Source organism: Rhodoferax saidenbachensis, assembly GCF_001955715.1.
GTDB classification, from domain to species: Bacteria; Pseudomonadota; Gammaproteobacteria; order Burkholderiales; family Burkholderiaceae_C; genus Allorhodoferax; species Allorhodoferax saidenbachensis.
This window is the reverse complement of record NZ_CP019239.1, coordinates 1,122,230-1,143,461: the sequence shown is the minus strand read 5'-3', so window position 1 is coordinate 1,143,461 and position 21,232 is coordinate 1,122,230. Positions and strand designations below refer to the sequence as shown.

Below are 21,232 nucleotides of genomic sequence, written 5' to 3'. Positions count from 1 at the left end.
GAATTATCGGCCGGATTTCACAATCCACCAGCATAAGAACGGGAGACATGTGATGGCAGAGATGGAATTTGACTATGTGGTCGTGGGCGCGGGCTCGGCCGGTTGTGTACTGGCATCGCGCCTGAGCGAAGACCCGAACGTGACGGTCTGCCTGCTGGAAGCCGGCGGCCCGGACAGCAGCGTGCTGATCCACGCACCGGCCGGCGTGGTGGCCATGGTGCCCACCAAGATCAACAACTACGGTTATGAGACCGTGCCGCAGGCCGGCCTATATGGACGCCGTGGCTACCAGCCGCGCGGAAAGACGCTGGGCGGCTCCAGCTCCATCAATGCCATGCTCTATGTGCGCGGCAACCGCTGGGACTACGACCACTGGGCGGGCTTGGGCAACCCGGGCTGGAGTTATGACGATGTGCTTCCGCTGTTCAAACGTTCGGAGAACAACGAGCAGTTTCAGGACAGCTTCCATGGCCAGGGCGGCCCGCTCAACGTGACTTACCCGCGTTTTGACAGCCCGTTGAGCCAGATGTTTCTGGATGCCGCTGCGCAAAACGGCATGGCGCTCAACCCCGACTACAACGGTGCCCAGCAAGACGGCGCCTTCCTGTATCAGGTGACCCACAAGAACGGCGAGCGCTGCAGCGCCGCCAAGGGCTACCTGACGCCCCACCTGAACCGCCCCAACCTCAAGGTCATCACGCGTGCGGTCACCGCAAAGATCAATGTGCAGGACCGCCGTGCGACCGGCGTGCAGTTCTACCAAAGTAACCAGTTACAGACCGTACGCGCGCGCCGCGAAGTGGTTGTTTCTGCCGGTGCGTTTGGCTCACCACAGTTGTTGCAGCTCTCCGGCATCGGTGCGGCGCAGGATTTGCAAAAGCTGGGCATTGCAGTCACCCACAACCTTCCCGGCGTAGGCCAGAACCTGCAGGACCATATCGACTACGTACAGAGCTGGAGTGTGCCCAGCAACACTGCGTCGTTTGGCGTGTCACTGCGCGGCACTGGCAAGGCCTTGGGGGCGATCATGGAGTGGCGCAAGCAGCGCAGCGGCATGGTCACCAGCGCCATCGCCTCAGCGGGTGCATTTTTCAAATCCCATCCGGACGTGGCCGTGCCCGACCTGCAACTGGTGTTTGTGCTGGCCTCGGTGGATGACCACGCGCGCAAGCCGCATCTGGGTCACGGCATCTCCTGCCACGTGGATGTGTTGCGCCCCTACAGCCGCGGTACCGTAGGGTTGCAAAGCACCGATCCACGCGTTGCCCCGGTGATTGACCCACGCTTTCTGGCAGACGAGCGCGACATGCAACTGCTGCTCAAGGGCGGACAGGTTCAACAACGCCTCATCGAATCCAGCGCCTTTGCGCCCGTGCGCGGCAAGATGATGTACCCGGTGCGCGTGGACGACATACAAGCCATGGAGCAGGACATTCGCAACCGTGCCGATACCCAGTACCACCCGGTGGGCACCTGCAAGATGGGCCCGGACAGTGACGCCATGGCCGTGGTCGATGCGCAGTTGCGCGTCAAGGGCATCGCCGGCCTGCGTGTGGCCGATGCGTCCATCATGCCCACCCTGATTGGTGGCAACACCAATGCGCCCAGCATCATGATTGGTGAAAAGGCCGCAGACCTGATTCGCGCCGCACACTAAACCCCGTATTTTCGAGGAAACACCCATGAAGATCAACACACTCAACGCCACCTTGCTTGCAGCACTCGTCATACTGGCTGGCTGCAGCAAGAACACCGGCATCGGCGGTGCAGCGGGCGATGCTTCCGAGACCACGCTCAAGGCCAATGCCCTGTTTGCGCAGGAGCTCAAGCTGGACGACCAGCAGGACTTTGAAAACGCCAAGCGCGGCTTCATCGCCAAGCCTAGCGGCAAGATCACCACGGCAGACGGCACGGTACTGAAAGACTTTGATGCCTACAACTTCCTCGATGGCAAGGCAGCAGACACCGTCAACCCCAGCCTGTGGCGCCACGCCCAGCTCAATGCCAACTTTGGCCTGTTCAAGGTATCCGAAGGGGTGTACCAGTTGCGCGGCTTTGACATCGCCAACATGACGCTGATTGAGGGCAAAAAAGGCTGGATCGTCGTCGACCCGTTGACTGCGCGCGAGACCTCCAGTGCGGCACTGGCGTTTGCCAATCAACACCTGGGTAAGAAGCCGGTGTCCGCGGTCATCATCACCCACGCACATGCCGACCACTTTGGCGGCGTGCTGGGCGTGGTCACGCCCAAGGAAGTGGCCGAGCGCAACATTCCTGTGGTGGCGCCCGAAGGTTTCATGGAAGAAGCCACCAGCGAAAACATCCTGGTGGGCACGGCCATGGCGCGCCGCTCGCTCTACCAGTTTGGCCGCGACCTGCCACGCAACGCCAAAGGCAATGTGGACACCGGCTTGGGCAAGGATGTGGCCTACGGCACCATAGGCATCATTGCGCCCACGGTGCTGGTCACCCAACCGGAACAGAAAATGGACATCGACGGTGTGGGCTTTGTGTTTTACAACGCCCCAGGCGCGGAATGCCCGGCCGAGATGACCTTCAGCATTCCCGCGAAACGGCTGTACGACGGCGCAGAGAATCTGAGCCAACAAATGCACAACCTGCTGCCCGTGCGGGGTGCCAAGGTGCGCGACGCGCTGCGCTGGTCCAACTACATGGACCACGCGCTGGAGCAGGTGCGCGAGGCCGATGTCTACATCGCCTCCCACAACTGGCCGGAGTGGGGCAATGCCAATATCAAGAAGCTGATCACCATGCACCGTGATGTGTACAAATACACGCACGACCAGACGGTGCGCCTGATCAACGCCGGCTACACCATCAAGGAAATTCCTGACCTGGTGAAGCTGCCCAAGTCGCTCTCCGAATACTTTGGCGCGCGTGGCTACTACGGTGACTTGCGCCACAACGTCAAGGCGGTGTACCAGTTTTACCTGGGTGCCTATGACGGCAATCCGGCCAACCTGAACCCCCTGCCACCGCAGGAGTCGGCCAAGCGTTATCTGGAGCTGATCGGCGGCGCCGACAAGGCCGTCGCGGCGGCACAAACGGCCTATGACAAGGGTGACTACCGCTGGGCGGCCGAGCTGCTGAACCACGCCGTCTTTGGTGACCCATCGAGCAAAACTGCCAAGGAGTTACTGGCCAAGACCTATGACCAGATGGGTTACGTGGCAGAGGCCGCGACCTGGCGCAACAGCTATCTCACGGCCGCGCTGGAACTGCGCAATGGCCCGCCTGCCAAGGGGGCCTCCAAGGCCATGTTGATGGAAATGCTGCTGCAAACCCCCATCGAGCGTTTCCTCGAAGCCATGGCCGCCGGTCTGAACGGACCCGATGCCGAAGGCAAGAACCTCAAGGTCAACCTGGTGTTGACCGATTTGAAGGAGTCGTATGTGTTGTGGATTGAAAACTCGGTGCTGCACTTCAAGAAGGCGGCACCCGCAGACGACGCCAATGCCACGTTGACGCTGACCCGTGACATCTTCGTCAAGATGATCGCCGGGACTGCGGGGGTGAAAGACACACTGCTCAGCGACGACCTGAAGATTGGCGGCAGCAAGATTGATCTGGTGCGCTTCTTTGGCCTGATCGACAAGGCGCCGGGCACCTTTGCCATCGTGACCAAGTAGCCCCGCATGGGCGTGCGGGTCATGGGGCCCGCACGCTGTTCACGTTTTCCCTAGTTGCTCCGATGCATGGGTGCCTTCCCAATGCAGGCTGTTGCCCCATTTTCCGGGGCCAGTATTTCACGGACACGCAATGCGCACTCTTTCGCTTCTCGACCTGGGCTTTTTTATCGCAGAGACCCAGGCCAGCCCCAAGCACGTAGGGGGTTTGCTGATCTGCAAAAGGCCACCCAAGTCCAGCGCCACTTTCGCCAAGTCCATTTACCGGGACTTTCTGACCCACACCGAGGTCAAGGCACCGTTCAACCGGGTCATCCATTTTTCGCTGAGCGCGCTGCCGCAATGGAAAGCGGCCAAGACCGTGGACCTGACTCAGCATGTTTTCTACCACCAGTTGCCCGCTGGCAGCAACGATAGGGCCGCGCTCTACCAGTTTGTCGCCGACCTGCATGCCCCCATGCTGGACCGCTCGCGCCCGCTGTGGGCGATCCACGTGATTGATGGCCTGGAGAATGGCCGCTTTGCGCTGTACCAGAAGATGCACCATGCGTATGCCGACGGCGTGACCATGGCGCGCTGGACGGCCGAAGGGCTGACATCCACGCCAGACGACACGACGCTGACGCCCATCTGGACCCAATCGCATGCGGGCCATGGCGCACACGCACAAAAGCGCAAGCAAGAAATCTTCCAAACACTCTGGAAAGAGCTAACCAGTAACGGCCGCCGCGTGCTGGGCCTGGGGCGACTGACCGCCATGCTGGCGCTGGAAAGCTTCACGCTGACCAAAAATGCCATTGCCCTGCCTTTTGTGTCCAGCGCCAAGACGCCCCTCACCGGGCAGGTCACGGCGGGGCGGCAATTTGCCACAGCAGCCGTCTCCATGGAGCGCGTCAACCGCGTGCGTCAACGCACCCGCTCTACGCTGAACCACGTGGCCTTGACCTGTCTGGATGGCGCGCTGCGCCACTACCTGGATGACCAGGGCGTCCATCTGAAGCGCCCTATCACCATCCAGATGCCGGTCAACCTGCGCCAGGAAGGCGAGAAGACGGCAGGCAACAAGATCGGCATCATCCAGGTCGAGCTCTCTCCGCCTACCGACGACCCGTATGTGCGCCTGCGCAATATCGGGTTTTCCCTGCGCGGGGTGCGCACGCTGGTCGATCGGGTCGCCCCAGAGGCCATTGAGTCCTACACCATCGTGAGCGGACTGGTGGCGCAAATCGCCGAGGTGCTCAAGCTCAGCAACACCTTGCCGCCTATGGGCAACACGCTGGTCTCCAATGTGCCGGGGCCCAAGGAACACCTCTACATCAAGGGCGCCCTGATGGAAGAGATGCACCCCATCAGCACCCTGCCGCCCAGCAACCTGCTGAACATCACCTTGTTCAGCTATGCAGACCAGTTGTTCTTTGGCCTGATTGCCACCGAAGAGTTACCTGATTTGCAGCGCCTGAGCCACTATGTGAGTGAAGCCTTCCGCGAACTGGAAGCCTGCGTGTTGGACACCCCGGCCCGCCCATAGTGCGCCTCGTGCACCGAGGTGTTGCGCCTTGGCTGCGCGCTTTTTTGTAAGGCCCGGTAGAAACCGACCAGGGGTGGACAGCAATCTGCCAGAATTTGCCTATTTTTGACGCCCAATATCCATGCACAGCTTCTTCTTTACCACCGCTCGCAAGGCTTGCTCTTTGGCGCTGCTGTGTGCGTTGGTAGCTGCTGTGTCCAGCCCTGTACAGGCACAGACAGAGCCATCGCAAAAGCTGCGCATTGTGGGCGGCCTGGCGGGCATCAACCAATACGTCAACAATGAAGAGCCTTTTTGGACCAAAGAGCTGGCACGGCTGAGTAACGGCAAATACACCGCAGAAATCGTTCCTTTTGACCGGGCCGGTGTGCCAGGTGGAGACATGCTGCGCATGATCCAGTTGGGGGTGATTCCCTTTGGCACCGTGCTGATGAGTTCCTTGTCGGCGCAGTATCCTGAATACACCGCACCCGACCTTGCGGGGCTCAACCCCAACATGGCCAGTCTGCGCAAAAGCGTGGCGGCCTACCGCCCCTACCTTGAAAAATCACTGCGTGAACGTCACGGCATCGAGATGCTGGCGATCTATGTGTACCCCGCCCAAGTAGTGTTCTGCAAACGCCCGCTGTCCAGCCTGGCCGATCTGGCGAACCGGCGCACACGCGTCGCTTCTGCCACGCAATCGGATTTCGTCAGCGCGCTGGGCGGTGTACCGGTGCTGATACCGTTGGCACAGCTCATGCCGAACATGGCCTCCGGAAATACCGAGTGCGCCATCACAGGCACCATGACCGGCAATACTCTGGGGCTACACGAAGTGACCACCCATATCCATCCCTTGCCTGTCAGTTGGGGCATGGCTATTTTTGGTGCCAATGCCACCGCTTGGAACGGACTCGTACCGGACCTGAAAGCCGTGTTGGCGCGCGAACTGCCCAAACTGGAGACCGCCATCTGGACCGAGAGCGAACGTGAAACTGCCATGGGCATGCGCTGCAACAAGGGCGATGCCAGTTGCACAGGCGGACGCAAGGGCCACATGGTGGAACTGCCCCTGCCCGTCCAGGACGAACGCAGGCGCCAGGATATTCTTGCGTCCCAGGTGCTTCCGCGCTGGGTCCAACGCTGCAACACCAAATGTGCGGACGTCTGGAACCAGACCATAGGCCCGGTGCGTGGGGTGATGGCAAGCGCCACTCCACCGGCGCCCAAATGAGCATGCTGGCCAACCGGAACCGCATGGTTGCGGGTACCGTCGGACTGGTAGGGATCTTTCTGCTGGCGCTGACGCTGGCTGCGGCCGCCTTGCTCTGGACTACACGACAGACCGCCCTGGCCGACAGCGAGGAGCAGGAGGTACGTTTTGTCAGCGGCGCGGTGGCCGCACTCAATCGCAGTCTGCTCGGCGTGGATGTATTACTGGCCAGCATGGACAGCCTGCTTGGCCTTTCCGGTCTGGTGCAGGAATGGATTGATGAAGACAATGCGAGCCGCCTCATCCGCGGGGTGACCGAGCAAAGCCTCATCGTGCGTTATGTCGCATTGGTCGACCCCAACGGCCGTGTCGTGGCCTCGTCCCATGCCAGTGGCTCTGGACTGCAGGTCAATCTGCCCGATGGTTTCCTGTCTGAAACCATGTCGCAACCCGTCTCGACCTTGACGATCAGTGCACCGGTTGTCAGTTTCGCGAGTTCTGAAAGGGTGTTGTACCTGGCGCGTTATATCAAGATGGCCGATGCATCGAAAATGCTTGCCGTTGCGCAAGTCGAAATCCCCGTACTGACATCGATCGTGATACAGGGGGTAGACATCAGTGGCCTGGAGGTCACGCTGGAGCGCGCAGATGGACAGTTGCTCGCCAGTGTTCCCAATCAGGAGCGTCTGCTAGGCACCCGGCTGCCGCCGTTTACGGGTATCCACCAAGGGGCCACCCAGGCGACGCGCATGGCGACCCGGCTGACCGGTGCGCCGGGCATTGTCGTCACCCGCCCTGTTTTGTACCAGGACATGCTGATTTCGGCCAGTATTCCGGAAGCGGCAGCGCTCGATGAGTGGCGCACGCAACGTGATTTCATCATTAGCGTGTCGCTTGTATTTACCGCGATGATCCTGGCCGCTGCGGGTTTCGCGATCTGGTACATGCAACGCTTGCAACACGCCAGACTCGGCATTGCCCATTCCAAAAACACACTGGACCAGGCGCTGGAGTCCATGGTGAGCGGTTTTGTGCTGCTCAACGCAGAGCATCAACTGGTCAGCTGGAACCAGCGGTTCCTCGAGTTCTACCCTTGGCTGGCCTCCTGCGTACAGCCCCTGCTGCCGTTCGAAGCCGTACTGAATGCCTCTGCGATGGACCAGTTCCCGCAGCTCGACGAAGAACAGCGCCGGCAATGGATTCAGAGACACATGACCCAGTTGCTGAATGCCCAGGGCACCCACGAACAAGCGCTGCCCAGCGGAAAAGCGATACAAATCACCGTGCGGCGCACGCCAGAAGGCGGCCGGGTTATCGTTTACCAGGATGTGACCGTCTTGCGCGAAGCCATGGTGGAGATCGAGAAGCTGGCCTTCTACGACGCATTGACCCACCTGCCCAACCGCCGACTGCTGATGGATAGACTGGAGCACGCCACCGCCTCCAACGCGCGCAGCGGTCGTTACGGCGCACTGCTGTTTCTGGACCTGGACCACTTCAAGGTACTCAATGACAGCCTGGGGCACGACATCGGAGATCTGCTCCTGCAGCAGGTCGCGCAACGCCTGAAGACTTGCATGCGCGCGGAAGACACGGTAGCCCGGCTCGGTGGCGACGAATTTGTGGTCATGCTGGAAGATCTGTCCAGCCGCAGTGTGGAAGCCGCAGCCATGGCCCGCCATATCGGCGAGAAAATTCTGGAGGCACTGAACCAGCCCTACCAGCTTGCTGCGCACAAATACCACAGCACACCCAGCGTGGGTGTCACCCTGTTTGGAGCCACCGCCTTGTCTTCCGCGGACCTCCTGAAACAGGCGGACATCGCCATGTACGAGGTCAAGGCCCATGGCCGCAACGACCTCTGCTTCTTTGATCCACAGATGCAGGCCACCATCAATGCGCGGGCGCAATTGGAAAGGGATCTGCACGCGGCACTCAAAAACAATGAATTCGAGCTGTATTACCAGCCCCAATACACCCTGCAAGGCCAGGTGGTGGGCGCCGAAGTCCTGATCCGCTGGCACCATCCCGAACGGGGCATGGTTTCACCGATAGAGTTCATCAGCGTCGCAGAGGAAAGCGAACTCATCATGCACATTGGGCAATGGGTGCTGCGCACAGCATGCGAGCAACTGGCTGCCTGGCGCACGCAACCCGCGGCCAGTGCGCTGCAACTGTCGGTCAACCTGAGTGCCCGCCAATTGCAACAACGGGAAATCGTCGCGCAGGTTTTGTCCATCCTGGAAGAAACCGGCGCCCCAACGCATTTGCTCAAACTGGAACTGACCGAGTCCACCGTGTTGGTCAACGTAGACGAGAGCATTGCAAAGATGGGGCAACTCAAGGCACAGGGTGTGCATTTTTCGGTAGACGACTTCGGTACCGGCCATTCATCCCTGGCCTACCTCACACAGCTGCCGCTGGACCAACTCAAAATCGACCAGTCCTTTGTCCGCAACATTGGCCTGAAACCCACCGACGGCGTGATTGTCCAGACCATCATTGGCATGGCACGCAATCTGGGGCTGGAGGTGATTGCAGAAGGCGTGGAAACGCAGCTGCAGCAGGAATTCCTGGCCGAACATGGCTGTACCCTGTACCAGGGCTATTTGTTCTGCAAACCCGTGCCGCTGACTGCGTTCACAACGCTTCTGGCCCAAACGCAGCAGCCTGATGCAATCACTCAATAACTGCACAGACATGAAAAAAGCCGCTGCAAATTGCTTTGCAGCGGCTTTTTATTTTGGCGGAGTGGACGTCGCTCACAAAAATCGCCATCAATATCCATCATTCGCGGCAATCGCAAGCGCCTGAACGCTTACGGCACTGTCGGGTGTCCATCTTTGATCGGCAACTTCCACCCATATCAATGGCTAGATTGATAGCTCATTTGATAGCTGAGTCAAAAAGTCCGATAGTCGAACCGGTTATGCTTCCTAAGTGAATTCTAGGAGTAGTCTTGCGCGGGCCAATCAACAAACTCACCGACACAAAGATCGAGGCAAAACTCAAAGAGGCGCAGAAGGCCATCAAGTTAGGACTTGGAAAGCCGATTCTGCTGGGTGACGGCGGGGGCCTGACCCTGCAGATCACTAAAACTGGGACCGCCTCGTGGTTACACCGTTACATGCGACTGGGCAAGCCCATGGCCATTGGACTTGGTCCATACCCCACAGTCAGTCTCAAAGTGGCTCGCACCAAGGCCGAAGCATGCCGACAACAGATCGCTGCCGGCGATGATCCAATCACGGCGAAGCGCGCTGCAGAAACAGCAACTCGCTTGGCTGCCTCGAAGGGCAAGACATTTGACGAATGCGCGGCCGAATACATCGCCGACCACCGAGACGAGTGGAAAAACCCCAAGCACATTCAGCAATGGGAAAACACACTCTCCACATATGCGTCGCCCATCATCGGCGACCGACCGATCTCCAGCATCAGCACCGCAGATCTCAAACGAATACTGAATAGCATTTGGAAGACCAAGCACGAGACTGCCACGCGCGTGCGTGGCCGCATTGAGGCGGTCATTGATTGGGCAACGGCGCATGAGTTGAGAAGCGGCGACAACCCTGCCCGCTGGAAAGGCCATCTTGAACACCTGTTGGCCAAATCCACCGCTGAAACCCGCGCCGACAAGCACCACCCCGCCTTGCCGCATGCGGAAATGCCCAAATTTCTCCAAGAACTGGCGCAACAAGAAGGCATGGCTCGCTGGGCGCTGGAGTTCCTTATCCTCACTGCCACGCGCACCTCAGAAGTCACAGGGGCGACCATTGCAGAGATCGATACTGACAAGAAGATATGGGTAATTCCCAAAGAGCGCATGAAGGCGGGCAAAGAGCACCGGATTCCACTTGTGGAAAAAGCTCTCGCAATTCTTAAAGAAGTGCTGCCGTTTTCCAACGGTACGTATCTTTTTCCTGGCGGCAAGGCGGACAAGCCACTATCGAATATGGCCATGGCCATGCTGCTACGCAGAATGGGCTATGAGACTGTGACAGTGCATGGTTTCAGAAGCACGTTTAGGGACTTCGCGTCAGAACTGACCACGCATGATTTCCGTACCGCTGAAGAAGCATTAGCCCACAAGCTGCGAGACAAGGTCGCTGCAGCTTATGCCCGCAGCGATTTGTATGACAAGCGCTTGGCGCTCATGGTTGATTGGGAACGCTATTGCTACACGGGTCAGGTGGCTGGAAAAGCAGCCTCAAAATCCGGAAAACGAAGATGAAAGAAAAAGGAATGGCCACGTCAAACACAACTTTCGCCCGCGAGGTCGGCCGCATTCACCCAACGGTAGTTGAGCATTTCGAGCCCCAAACGAAACTCGGGGCGCCCAAACCGGGAAACGCGAAGGAATATGCCGATCTCAACGACGACTCCACCTACTCCATGTACGCATGGGAGTTTCTCAGGCGAAACCGTTTCTACCAAGCCATGGTAGACGACCTCTGCCCATCGTTCGATCTTGCCCAGTGGGGATACCGTCCCACACCTGCACACGAGCCGAGTTTTGGGCTGACGCATGTCAAGCACTACAGCGAAAGCCACGAGGAATCTCTTCCACACTGGGCTCCGATCATGATGATGGCAGGCCGTATGCAACACACCATCACCCATTTCAAACATCATCAGTCACCCATCGAATATCCCGGCGCGCAAGTGGCGGTCGTTTTCGATCTGGCACCTGTCTTCGGCCCTGGAACGGTTGCTCTCCAAACGCAGGCGGATTTTGCCGTTAAGTACCTTGAACGCTTGCTGAGCACAGGCAATCTGTCGCAGGCATTCCATGCATCGGATGATGAAACGGTGAAGGAGCCCACCAACAGGCCCAACCGACAGTTGCTACGCGGCTACCTCAGACTGGCCGATGTCCTGTCAAATCCACAGACACTTTTGTCAGAGAACACCGATCTGCCTATGGCGAAGCGGCGCGGCAAGCCAGGGCTGCTCACGATTGAGCAGGCCGCAGCCCTGATGCCCGACTATGACGTGACTGACGATAAGCGACAAACGATCACGGATGATCAACGTAGAGACCGCGCCTACAGGTATGCCGATAAGGCGTGGAAGCTAATCTATGGATGGGAATGCCTAAGTCTTCTCAAATTCAGCGAATGGGAGCCACCTCCCATCACGAAAACCGTACCGTTGTAGATCGGCAACAGGACACGGTCTTGGGCTTGAAAATTCTTGGCGCCATGGCTCGGAAATTCCACCCCTACCAAATTCCCAAACAACGCGCTGACTCGACCATTTCTTACCAAAACCTATTGACCTGCCAACCGGAAATACACAGATCACGTCTGACGTTGCAAGACTACGTGCTCTCTTGGATATTTGCAGAAAGAGTAGCTAACGCCTACCCGCCTTCGCGCCTCTTCCGCCCAATCGCTCGCTAAAGAACAATCACATCAATGCCAGTCGATGGCACATATTGATGGAGTTCTTGATGATCGATTCAGCACCACGCCAGCTACCACGGACCGGCACTAAAAAGCTCAAGACTGCCCCCACGCCGATCTCCTCTGCTGTTGCACGTGCATCACTGGGCCAGGTGGCCGTTGCTTCGCACACTACGGTTGCCGGCTACCCCTTAGACGGTGTACCAAAGCTCATCGTCATCGAGCGCGTCTGCGACATGCTTGGGCTCAAACGGTCGGCAGTGCATGCCAAGGTTGCGACAGGCGAGTTGCCGGCACCCATCAAATTCGGAACCAGCCGCAGAGCCGCGGCAAGGTGGTTGGAGCACGAGATCGTGGCATTCGTCTTGGGCAAGGCAGCGGCACGTGCAGAGATTTCGCCTATTAATCCCTCCAAAGGGAGCCGTTAATGACTTCCCTATCGAAGTCATCTGAGCAGGCCCTCATCAGCCCCAACGGCCCGATTCGTCGCTGCACCAGAAGGGAGCACGTCGCCCTGCTGATCCGGCCACCTACTCGTGACCCACCGCGCAAGCCTTAAGACCCTTCCTCTTCCCCGTAACTGAAAACCACCACAACGCTGGTGGGCGGGATAGCTCGTCCTTTTTTTTGGAATTCCTATGTCCTACATCCCCCACCCCAAGGGTGGCAAAGCTGCCAAACCTGCAAGTGCTGCACAAACCCCTGCAAATCCCGATCTCTCGGATTCGGGTAGCCCAGTTTCCCGCCATATTCGTGAACGTGCTCTTTCTCTCTCCGAGATTCTCGTCTTGCGCCTTCCTCCGGACATTGAACTCCTGGGTCGCCTGATCCTGGCCGGCACACTAGGTCTTCTCTATGGCATGCGCGGCGGCGGCAAATCGCTGCTCGCAATGATCATCGCGTATGCCATCGCTGGCCGCAAGTTCGTCACACCCTGGGGGCAAGGCAGCGGTGACGCGGTGTGCTATCTCGACGGCGAGATGCGCATCCACGGCTTCCAAGAACGACTTGAGCAATTGCATGCCTTCAATACCGATGAAGAATCCAAGTCGGCCGTCCGCGAAAAGCTCTGGATCGTGAGTCGGCATTTGATCGGTGACCTCGTGGGCACGCTAGACACGGAGGAAGGGCAGAAATCCATCGAAGCCTACTTCCCGCCCAAAATGCGTTTTCTGATCATCGACAACCTTTCTGCGTGGACGAGCGGCGGGGGTGAAGACCTGCACGGGTGGCAGGCTGTCAAAACCTGGCTTATCCAACTACGGTTGCGCGGCATCGCCGTTCTTCTCATCCACCATGCCGGCAAAGGCGGAGGACAACGCGGAACGAGCGCTCACGAAGACTTGGTTGATTACTCGATTGAGGTGTCGCCCATGTTCCTGGAGGACGAACCAGAAGCCACGGCTTTCCGGGTGGAACACAAGAAGCTGCGCGACCAGCTTCCGCATTTGAAAAGTCCATATAGCTTTCGCATTCGGACCGCAGACGGTGCCATGCGCTTTTCCGCCGAGGCCGTCATCCTGGATTCGCAGAAGCAGCTCGACCTGGTCGTTTCGCTGCACGAACAGGGCTTGAAGGGCAAGGAGATCGCAAAAGCGTCGGGACTGAGCGAGGCCACGGTTTCGCGCAGGCTCAAGGAGCACCGCGAATCACGGCCGGAGACGCCGAACTAGGTCTTTCACGGTTTCAACACTTAAGCGCTGAAACCGTGAAATCACAACTCTTTGGAGGCGTGGCGGGAATGCGCGCTTACGTCAGCAAAACGCCACCAAGCATGCGGCCTTCACCGTGCCGTCATGCACCACCCATTCGCCATTAACGGAACTGTGAATCAGTCTTTGCCGGTCATCGGCAGAACCAAAAAGGAATCATCATGGACAACACTTCTTTTCGTATCTTAGATACGGCCATCAACTCTTTCGAGCTTGTCACCGCTTTGGCGCAACGCAAGATCAAGGTGACTCATCGCACTGACCCGAAGAGGAACACCGAAGAGATACTGTTTTCGCTGCCCATCGGGCCCTACAAGGGCCGCTGGCTGTACCGCGTCAACCTGACCGACCGGAGCATTGGCTGTTCAGGCGGCGTCACAACTACGTTTTTCGGCCACAACTTGCACGTCTTCACTAATGAGGCTGCACAGTTGCGTGCCATCACGCAGATCGTGTCTAACCCCTTGCGTGACCTAACTGGTCTGTTGTTGCCCGAGCAGTTTGAACCCGTGATCGAGCGGGCAGAGTTGACCCGGCACCACATCATCCCAGACAGCATCGACAAGGCGGATGCTCTGCGCAGAATCGATCAAATGCAGATGGTCTTACTCCCCTCCCGGTACTCGAATGAGGGTCGCACTCTCGACAACCCAGGAACGATCCGCATCGGCAAGTCCAAAAGTAGCCGAGCCTGCCGAACCTACGATCCTTGCATCAAATTTATCCAGAAGAAGAACAACGGCCGACCTGCGCACATCCCAGTCGAAGCGTGGACCTCGCTGTGCAACGCCATAGAGTGGCATCTGCGGGTGGAAATCATGTTCAACAAGCGTGAACTGGAGTCTGCCGGGCTTGACACCATCGCCGGTTGGGAAGATTCTGCCACCGTCATGCGTCTGCTTGAGAGCCGCTATCAGCGTTTCGGCTTGAGCGTGGCGTTTCGGGCTGACCAGGAGGGCTTCACCCCGGCATCGGTGTATGCCCAGCACCCTACGTTCGTCGAGTACGCGCGGCACTTCTTCAGTAACGGTAAGAAGGGATCCGCATTCAACCCCCGCAGCGGCTCCACGCCCCGCTACAAAAAGTACATGTTGGAGCACGGCTACGACGTGGACGTACCTTTCGAGCGCCACGAGTTCCTTGTCCATGGCCTGCATGAGATTTTGCGAGCGGATCGCGCGGCAGAACTTCCCTTGGAGCTACGGCGCAACCCTGATCTCTTCAGGCAGTGGTGGAACAACTTCAAGAGCAAGGGAGCATGAGCATGACGGAAACCATACGGAAGAGAAGAAAGTTCGATCCCAGCAACTATCTAAAAGCTGGTGAAAGGTATGAGCAGCACTACGCAGCCTTCGGTGTAGTTCCCTATATGAGTGGAATCGACATCTTCCTCTCAATCAAAAACCGCGAAGACCTGAACAACCTAGTTACCGCAGCACGAAGACAAGAGGAGAACGAAGAGATGTGCATAGATATGAGAGCTTTGGCGATTGTCTCGCTTGAAGGTCGCGATGTTGTCTTCACGGATCAGTTGGTCGCCTTCTGCAAAAAAAGCGGAAAGTCTTGGTTTCAGTTTGAGCTCAATGGCCAGCACATCAAGACGGATTGGGAGTTGAATTTCGATATTGGAGCTAGGTCTGCAATGGAGAACCCATTCAAAAGTAGGACCAATCTGCACTAAAACCGAAGCAAATGCTGCAGGGCATTAGCGTAACTTTAGGTTCAAGCTATGCCCTGCAAATGCTGAAATGACATTTGTTCCTCAATGTGTAGTGCGCTGCATGTAATCCAAGATCTTTCGCGACTTGAACGCCTGTGCAATCTGCAAACAGTTTTGCCCCATTGCATCCGGCTGAACAGGCTCGCCACCATTTCGGATCATCAAGTCAAATAACTCTGGAAGATCACTCTCTGCTGCCAGCATGAGCGGGGTACGTCCTGGAACTGGATACTGATGCACTGCATTGGGTTTAGCGCCCGCCTTCAGGAGCAATGCAGCAATCTCGATCAGATTGGCGACTGTGTGCTGTGCGACATGCCTGCTCACCAAATGTTCTGCAGTTGCCAAAGCTACGTCGGCGTGCAAACTCAGCGCAGAGGTATCAGAGCCAAAGGTGCCTGTTAGTCCAACGCCGAAACGCCGCAAAGTGTCTTGCTGCATGCTGTCGGGCTCTTCAAATAGCTTCGCAGTTACCGTTTCAAACATCCTTGCGGGGTTGACCTTGCAGAACAGTTGGGACACCAAGTAGTACAGCGGCGATTGATCCTCGGTCAATGCCCGTTTCTCAACATCCGCCCCTTGCGCCAGGAGCGCCTCAACAACATCTGGCAAACCGAGATCAATGGCGCACATCAACGGTGTCAGGCGCTTTCTTTGGGTCGTGGCATTGAGCGTCGCAGTTTGATGAGGCTGCGACAACAGCAGGTCAAGCACTTCACGCTTGCCGGTTGCCATCGCATTTTGCAAGGCGCACAGCAAGGCTGACCCTCCGGAACTGTCGAGGTCATCAACAGAGGCTCCGGCCTCCAGCAGTACCTTGACACGGTCCAACATGCCAAAAGCTGCAAACAGCCGTAGCTGCGGCCAGCGTCGCACGCCACCGTCAGCAAAATGCACGGCTCGCACACGATTCGGTGTCTTGAGGTCAACCTTGATGCTGGCAATTTCTTCTGTGGATATGAACATCATTCCGGGCATCGGCTGCATAGCCAGATCGGCCTCGCATTCAATAAAGCGTCCTTGTGCGGGAAATCGCAGCGGCAACTGGTTTGCAAACTGATCGACCTCCCATTCCCCCAGAACATCCGACGAGTCTGGCTTGCGGAATAGGCCTAGTGCAATTCCCACGTGCTTGAGTCGTTTTAGAAAAGGCCTCTTTTCCAAGAAGGCTGCAACACAAGTCGCTTCGGAAATCAGGTCTTTTAATTGATGCCCCGCCCGATAGCTGGCCAGATTAAAAGCCAGTTCGTAGTATGGAAGTGCCTCCTTGTAATGCCCAGACAGCACGTTCCAACGACCCTTCATCCACTCATAGTGATAGGCCGTTTGGCCCTGCGGATCACACAATCTGGCCATAGCTTCCAGTGCCTCGATTTCATGCCACGTACGGGCTTGATCGCCGCTTCGCTTTTGTGACGTGCGCATGAGGTCATTCCAAAGCTTTCTGCCGGGCTCTGCCAATTCAGGCCAAGCATTTCCCTTGCACTGGACTAATGCTGTCAGACGTGAAGTGACAGTCTTCAGGTCTACAGCCTGCCCCAAAGCATATGGAAGCATCAGTGAACCAAGTGCTCCGCCCCAAGGGCGTTCGAGTCTTGACAGCGCAGAAGAAATCAAAAGCCAAAAAGCAGCCGAGGAAGTCCGCGCAGAATGCCCAGCTAACCTGGTGCAAAGGAGCTTGATGCTCTGCGACGACGGAATGTCAACTCCATTGCGCCACTTTCTGATCTTCTCCTGTTCGACACGATCTGAACCGGTGCTTTCCGGGAAAAGCTCCTGCTCTACAGGCGCATTCAATATGCCATCGAGCCATTGGAGGGTCGCCGTGATAGGTGACCGTTTCCCACCAAGCAGATCGCGAACATCTGGGCCGGGAATGCGAGCACCGGCTCGATGCAGCAAGCTGGCCGTAGCAGGCGCAAAGAACTCTTCGATCAAGATCGGTAGCGCATCACTTCTGCCTAATGCATCGAGCGGAACATCCAATACCAAGTTGGTGTACTCAACTCTCATCGTGGAGATCCAAGGGGAGATGATTTCTCGTGCGGCATCGCCAATAACCCGCGCAGAGCCGTTAATCAGAAGGTCACCGATAACGGCGTCCAGTTTCTCCCAATCAAAGTCGCCCTCGCGTGCCAAGCGACCAACATTGCTGTCAGTCTTATTGATGTCCAGCGCTCCAGCCAGTGTGGAAATGCACTCGCCAAATCTTGGGTATGGAGGCAAATCCTTGCTCATGGATGCGCAATCAAATCAATGCGACGCACATCGCGCCTGAAATTCCTGCTGGCTCGCCAGTCGCTGGGCGTACCTGGAACCGGTAGTTTCCGGCCGTTTGGTGCAATGATCTTGCCGTGCTTTGTTCCTGCCATGTACCGCCATCCTGTGTTCAATAGCTTCCGCACGATGGCGGAGATCTCTTTGTCGTTGCTGTATCGCATGGTAATTGTCGGGATCAGCGCCATTTCTGACGCTGATCCCAGCCCCTTACTTGGAGCTCTTAGGCGTACCTTGGTTGGTAGCAGCTGCACGCTGTGCCCGTGCAGCAAAGGTGCCAGCTTTGACTTGCCCGCCGTTGACCTTAGCGGCAGCAGACTGGATGCGAGCAGCGCCCTGGCCGGTCATGGGCGTGGATTTTGCAGAAGATTTGGACATGAGAACCCTTTCAATAGTGACGTTGCTCGGATCGGCAACAGTTGAAAGGTTAGAGATAGGCCTCGGATTCGTCTGCCGCGCCGTTGCTCAAATATTTTCAATATTTGAAAGTTGGCTACTCGGCAATGATCCTTGCGACCTAGTCAATAGCGGGTAAGGGGCCGGAAGCGGTCGTCGGTGAACGTCTGCTTTCGGGCAGTAGGCCGCAGCTTGTTCACTCCAGGTGGCCTTGTCGTTCGAGTTCCTCGGCAGCCGGCTCGAAGGCGGAAAGGTATGCATCAACGACCTCTACCACCTTGATAAGAGACTCATTTGTAATGTCGAGCGAACGCATCTTGCCAAGGTAGGGCGTGCTGTACCTGTGCGGCTCGCGGAAGCCAGTAAGCGCGAACTGCTGCCCCTCCGGTGCGTGCGCATTTGGATTGACTTCGTTCTCTCCTTTGTGTGCCGTCGCATGACGAAGTGCTTCGATGTCTGGAAAGTGATCGTCCAGGCGCTTTCGAGCGCTGCGGGTGACGGCTGAGTCGATCCAAGGCAGAAGCGAAGGACACTTTCGCAGCTGCACTGCTTGAATCTTCTCCATTCGAGAGCGAAGGTGATACAGCTCAAGGATGCATTCGTTACATGCGATCCATCGCCAGCGGCTTGCAACGTCTTTAGAGATTGAGTTTGGTGGGGAGAGTGATGTCCGATAGAGAGCCAATGCCGCATCCCACCCCTTGGCGCTGCACTCAACGCCGGTCAGGAGGGCGTAGAGGGATTTGACTTCGGCTATCTCAGCGGCCGGAGTGAGAATTGAAGGCCAAAGCAGTGGAGTGTGCGTCATTCTGCGGCCTAACGTTTGAGCTGGAGCGAAGCGTTAAGGCGGACCATGGTGGCTGCCCGCTTTAGGCTGCACGAGCTGAAGGTAGATTTCTATTCATTGTCTTCACGCTCACCTAATACTAGAGTCATGCGGAATCCACTGTCTTGGATGAGAACCTCCTCCCAGAGATTCCAGCGCTTAGCGTCTCGATCATTCAGCCACCAGTGCGCATCTGAATCTTCTTGGTCAGAAATGACCCCGGTCTCCCCATTAAACCCACGAGCATGAGTCTTGTGAAACAGTTCCTGCCCTTTGCGGAGATCAATCCAAGGGAACTCACCGCCCCTGATCGAGTAAATGTACTTGCCATCCTTTGAGAACACGACGGCGAAATCATCGCCATGAAGTTGGGCATACCGTCGAGCGGCCGCTTCCTTGCTAACACCGCATAGCGTATGCAACTCCAATAGACGCGACATCTCAGCACTGCCCCGCATTGATGAGTGCGCCATGATCTCTTTCGCTGGCATCAACAAGCACGATGCAAACTCGTTTGCCTGAGCCTCCATGCCATGCTGGCCACGACTCGTCAGCTCTGAATTGCGTAGATCATCCTTGTTGCACAGCATCCTGTCGCTACCAGGCGGGGCAACATGGCGCAGGTTTACGAAGTGGCCTAACTCATGAGCAATGGTGAAGCGGCTGCGTTGGATTCCCCGCCCAGCGCGCAGAAGGATATAGCCGTGGCTCTTGGCTTCATCCTGAATTAGGCCACCCTCAAATGCGTCCGTCTCCATCTCCTGAATTTCCAGGATGCCGCATGCCTTGGCGACTGCTTCTATAGGCAATGGGAGCAACGTCTCGAGTTGCTGCTTTACCTGACCAATAAGGATTGAGGCCAGCCTGTCCGGCTGGGCAGTATCCGCTAGATCGCTTCGATCAACTTCTAGATTTACCTCCATTGCCCATCTCCCTAAGGTTCTTGGTGAGCCCGCGCACTACTTCCAATTGCTCTGGCGTAAGCCCTCTGAGGTCACGAAAGAGCGGCGCGAGATTCTCTTCATCGGCAGAAGCATCTACCTCTCCAATCAACTCTTTGATGGGTATGGCCAAAGCTCTGGACAACTCGGTCAGCAGAGCCAATGTCGGATTGCTGGTTTTGCCCTGCTCCAAATCCCAAATGTGAGCCTTTGACGCGCCAACCTCATCCGCAAGCTGCTGCAGAGAGAGATTTTTTGCCATGCGAAATTTTCTTAACCGAACACCAAATGTGGAAGCCATCGGCGCATGATACAGACGAATTCGTAAAGATACATCTTGACAACGAAATCGTACTGATTAATCATTACGGCACGGCAATCTCGCCGTGTAACTGGAGAAATCCAAATGCGTAAGCCTCTCGGTACTACTGCCCGCACGGGCGAAACCTGTCCTGAAAGTGGTGTGTGGCGTCCCGCCAATGGAAATACGACTGCTCCGATTGCCGTTGGCAACCGGATGCCGCCGTACAACCAGCAGGCGACGACGTGGACTTTGGTCCAGCACGCCTAAGCGAAAGGGTGAGCAGGTGGAGAGCGGGACCTTAGGGTCCCGCTTTTTTTGAACAGCGAGTACCCCACTGCCGGTTGGTTTGGGACACACGCTGGGCTTGTAGCCTTTCCTGCATTTCAGCCACCTATCCGCATCAACTGACATATCTCGCGGATGTCTGCTATCTGGCTTTGGGTCGAATACCGCTGTAGCAATGCGGCTGAATATCGACAATGTTCGATTATTGACAGTAAGCTGCTTCGATTGCTCATGGTGCAAAGCGGCGTTCCGACCCAAAGTAGTCCTACAGGCCCCAAAAATTCCTCACTACAAAGCAGACTCCGATATTTTGCAAATTGGATTTTTGGACTGAGTTCTCTGCTTCCAACTGGATCAGGTTTTCAAGGAGACTTCAATCCCTATAAAACGATTCAACAGTACCTTTGAGCTTGATTAACAGACGCCTTCCGCGCCTATCGCGAGTCTTTCCAGAGGGCACCATTACCCAACCTTCACTAATGCAGTACTCCTCAACATCTGCTCGCTCTTTGCCATTGAGCCTGATTCCAATTCGAAATTTGAAGCAATCAGCGTTGTAGTGCGGACTGGTTTTATCGTTAGATAGATGATCAGGCAGTGTGGGACGCCGAATTTCGACACTCGCAGACGAAATCAAAACGCCATCCAAGGAGTGTTCTTGCCTCTCAGTTATCTGGAAGTCCGCGGAATGCAGCCCACTATCTGGGTCACTGGGAGCGTCTAGTGAACTCTCAGGTGGACTGGTACTGAAGAGCTGCGCGCCAAGGATGTCGCACCTATAAAGTAGAGATTCATGCCGTTCATCGTTGGGGAACCGCTCAATGCGTTCACTCAATAGGCTTCGAAGCTCCTCGAACGAAGAGCGTGCTGACAAAAATTGACCAGGGTTTACATGCGCACTTTTTGAAGCAATTGCTAAAAGCTCTTCAATAAGCCCAAGTATTCGCGAATAGTTACGAATTCGCCAGTCTCCTTGGCGAACAAATGTTGATA

At 56.8% G+C, this 21,232-nt stretch carries 17 protein-coding genes; 11 read left to right on the top strand and 6 right to left on the bottom strand.

Translation table 11 applies throughout. The features are described from left to right. The first annotated feature begins 52 nt into the window (after positions 1–52). The 11 genes from RS694_RS05455 to RS694_RS05405 all read left to right on the top strand — a co-directional run bounded on the left by RS694_RS05455 (position 53) and on the right by RS694_RS05405 (position 15,171). Positions 53–1,657 (top strand): GMC family oxidoreductase, encoded by a 1,605-nt coding sequence (locus tag RS694_RS05455; protein WP_241463855.1) that lies wholly within the window; start codon positions 53–55, stop codon positions 1,655–1,657. Between the two features lie 25 nt (positions 1,658–1,682). Next, positions 1,683–3,650 (top strand): alkyl/aryl-sulfatase, encoded by a 1,968-nt coding sequence (locus tag RS694_RS05450; protein ID WP_029706111.1) that lies wholly within the window; start codon positions 1,683–1,685, stop codon positions 3,648–3,650. 130 nt (positions 3,651–3,780) lie between these two features. After that, on the top strand, positions 3,781–5,175 hold the full coding sequence (locus tag RS694_RS05445; protein WP_029706112.1) for a wax ester/triacylglycerol synthase family O-acyltransferase: 1,395 nt from the start codon (positions 3,781–3,783) through the stop codon (positions 5,173–5,175). A 121-nt stretch (positions 5,176–5,296) separates the two neighbouring features. Further along, entirely contained in the window at positions 5,297–6,391 is a 1,095-nt protein-coding gene (locus RS694_RS05440) for a TRAP transporter substrate-binding protein (protein ID WP_029706114.1), read from the top strand. Positions 6,392–6,393: 2 nt separating this feature from the next. Then, positions 6,394–9,060, top strand: coding sequence for a bifunctional diguanylate cyclase/phosphodiesterase (locus RS694_RS05435; RefSeq protein ID WP_051391710.1), 2,667 nt, complete (start codon positions 6,394–6,396; stop codon positions 9,058–9,060). 269 nt (positions 9,061–9,329) lie between these two features. Continuing rightward, positions 9,330–10,604 carry a tyrosine-type recombinase/integrase gene (locus RS694_RS05430; RefSeq protein ID WP_241463862.1) on the top strand — a complete coding sequence of 425 codons (1,275 nt, stop codon included), beginning with the start codon at positions 9,330–9,332 and terminating at the stop codon, positions 10,602–10,604. Continuing rightward, positions 10,601–11,530: a hypothetical protein gene (locus RS694_RS05425; protein WP_029706117.1), complete on the top strand. Its 930-nt coding sequence runs from the start codon at positions 10,601–10,603 to the stop codon at positions 11,528–11,530. Before RS694_RS05430 ends, RS694_RS05425 begins: the two co-directional genes overlap by 4 nt. A gap of 295 nt (positions 11,531–11,825) precedes the next feature. After that, positions 11,826–12,206: a helix-turn-helix transcriptional regulator gene (locus tag RS694_RS20250; RefSeq protein WP_152528755.1), complete on the top strand. Its 381-nt coding sequence runs from the start codon at positions 11,826–11,828 to the stop codon at positions 12,204–12,206. Between the two features lie 210 nt (positions 12,207–12,416). After that, the gene (locus tag RS694_RS05415) at positions 12,417–13,451 is read left to right on the top strand and encodes an AAA family ATPase (protein WP_037246458.1); all 1,035 of its coding nucleotides are present in this window, start codon (positions 12,417–12,419) and stop codon (positions 13,449–13,451) included. Between the two features lie 200 nt (positions 13,452–13,651). Further along, positions 13,652–14,752, top strand: coding sequence for a hypothetical protein (locus tag RS694_RS05410; RefSeq protein WP_029706119.1), 1,101 nt, complete (start codon positions 13,652–13,654; stop codon positions 14,750–14,752). Positions 14,753–14,754: 2 nt separating this feature from the next. After that, positions 14,755–15,171: a hypothetical protein gene (locus tag RS694_RS05405; protein ID WP_037246461.1), complete on the top strand. Its 417-nt coding sequence runs from the start codon at positions 14,755–14,757 to the stop codon at positions 15,169–15,171. A gap of 81 nt (positions 15,172–15,252) precedes the next feature. On the opposite strand, the gene RS694_RS05400 is transcribed toward RS694_RS05405, so the two are convergent. From RS694_RS05400 to RS694_RS20775, 6 genes are all read right to left on the bottom strand, one after another. After that, positions 15,253–17,448 carry an ankyrin repeat domain-containing protein gene (locus RS694_RS05400; protein ID WP_029706121.1) on the bottom strand — a complete coding sequence of 732 codons (2,196 nt, stop codon included), beginning with the start codon at positions 17,446–17,448 and terminating at the stop codon, positions 15,253–15,255. Between the two features lie 249 nt (positions 17,449–17,697). Beyond that, positions 17,698–17,880, bottom strand: coding sequence for a hypothetical protein (locus tag RS694_RS05390; protein ID WP_276324422.1), 183 nt, complete (start codon positions 17,878–17,880; stop codon positions 17,698–17,700). 199 nt (positions 17,881–18,079) lie between these two features. Beyond that, positions 18,080–18,691, bottom strand: a complete 612-nt coding sequence (locus tag RS694_RS20425) for a hypothetical protein (RefSeq protein ID WP_152528756.1) — start codon at positions 18,689–18,691, stop codon at positions 18,080–18,082. An 89-nt stretch (positions 18,692–18,780) separates the two neighbouring features. Beyond that, the gene (locus tag RS694_RS05380; RefSeq protein WP_029706123.1) at positions 18,781–19,632 is read right to left on the bottom strand and encodes an ImmA/IrrE family metallo-endopeptidase; all 852 of its coding nucleotides are present in this window, start codon (positions 19,630–19,632) and stop codon (positions 18,781–18,783) included. Further along, positions 19,610–19,951 carry a helix-turn-helix domain-containing protein gene (locus tag RS694_RS05375; RefSeq protein ID WP_029706124.1) on the bottom strand — a complete coding sequence of 114 codons (342 nt, stop codon included), beginning with the start codon at positions 19,949–19,951 and terminating at the stop codon, positions 19,610–19,612. The genes RS694_RS05380 and RS694_RS05375 overlap by 23 nt, the downstream gene beginning before the upstream one ends. 661 nt (positions 19,952–20,612) lie before the next feature. After that, the gene (locus RS694_RS20775) at positions 20,613–20,873 is read right to left on the bottom strand and encodes a DUF3297 family protein (protein WP_076069997.1); all 261 of its coding nucleotides are present in this window, start codon (positions 20,871–20,873) and stop codon (positions 20,613–20,615) included. Between the last annotated feature and the right edge of the window lie 359 nt (positions 20,874–21,232).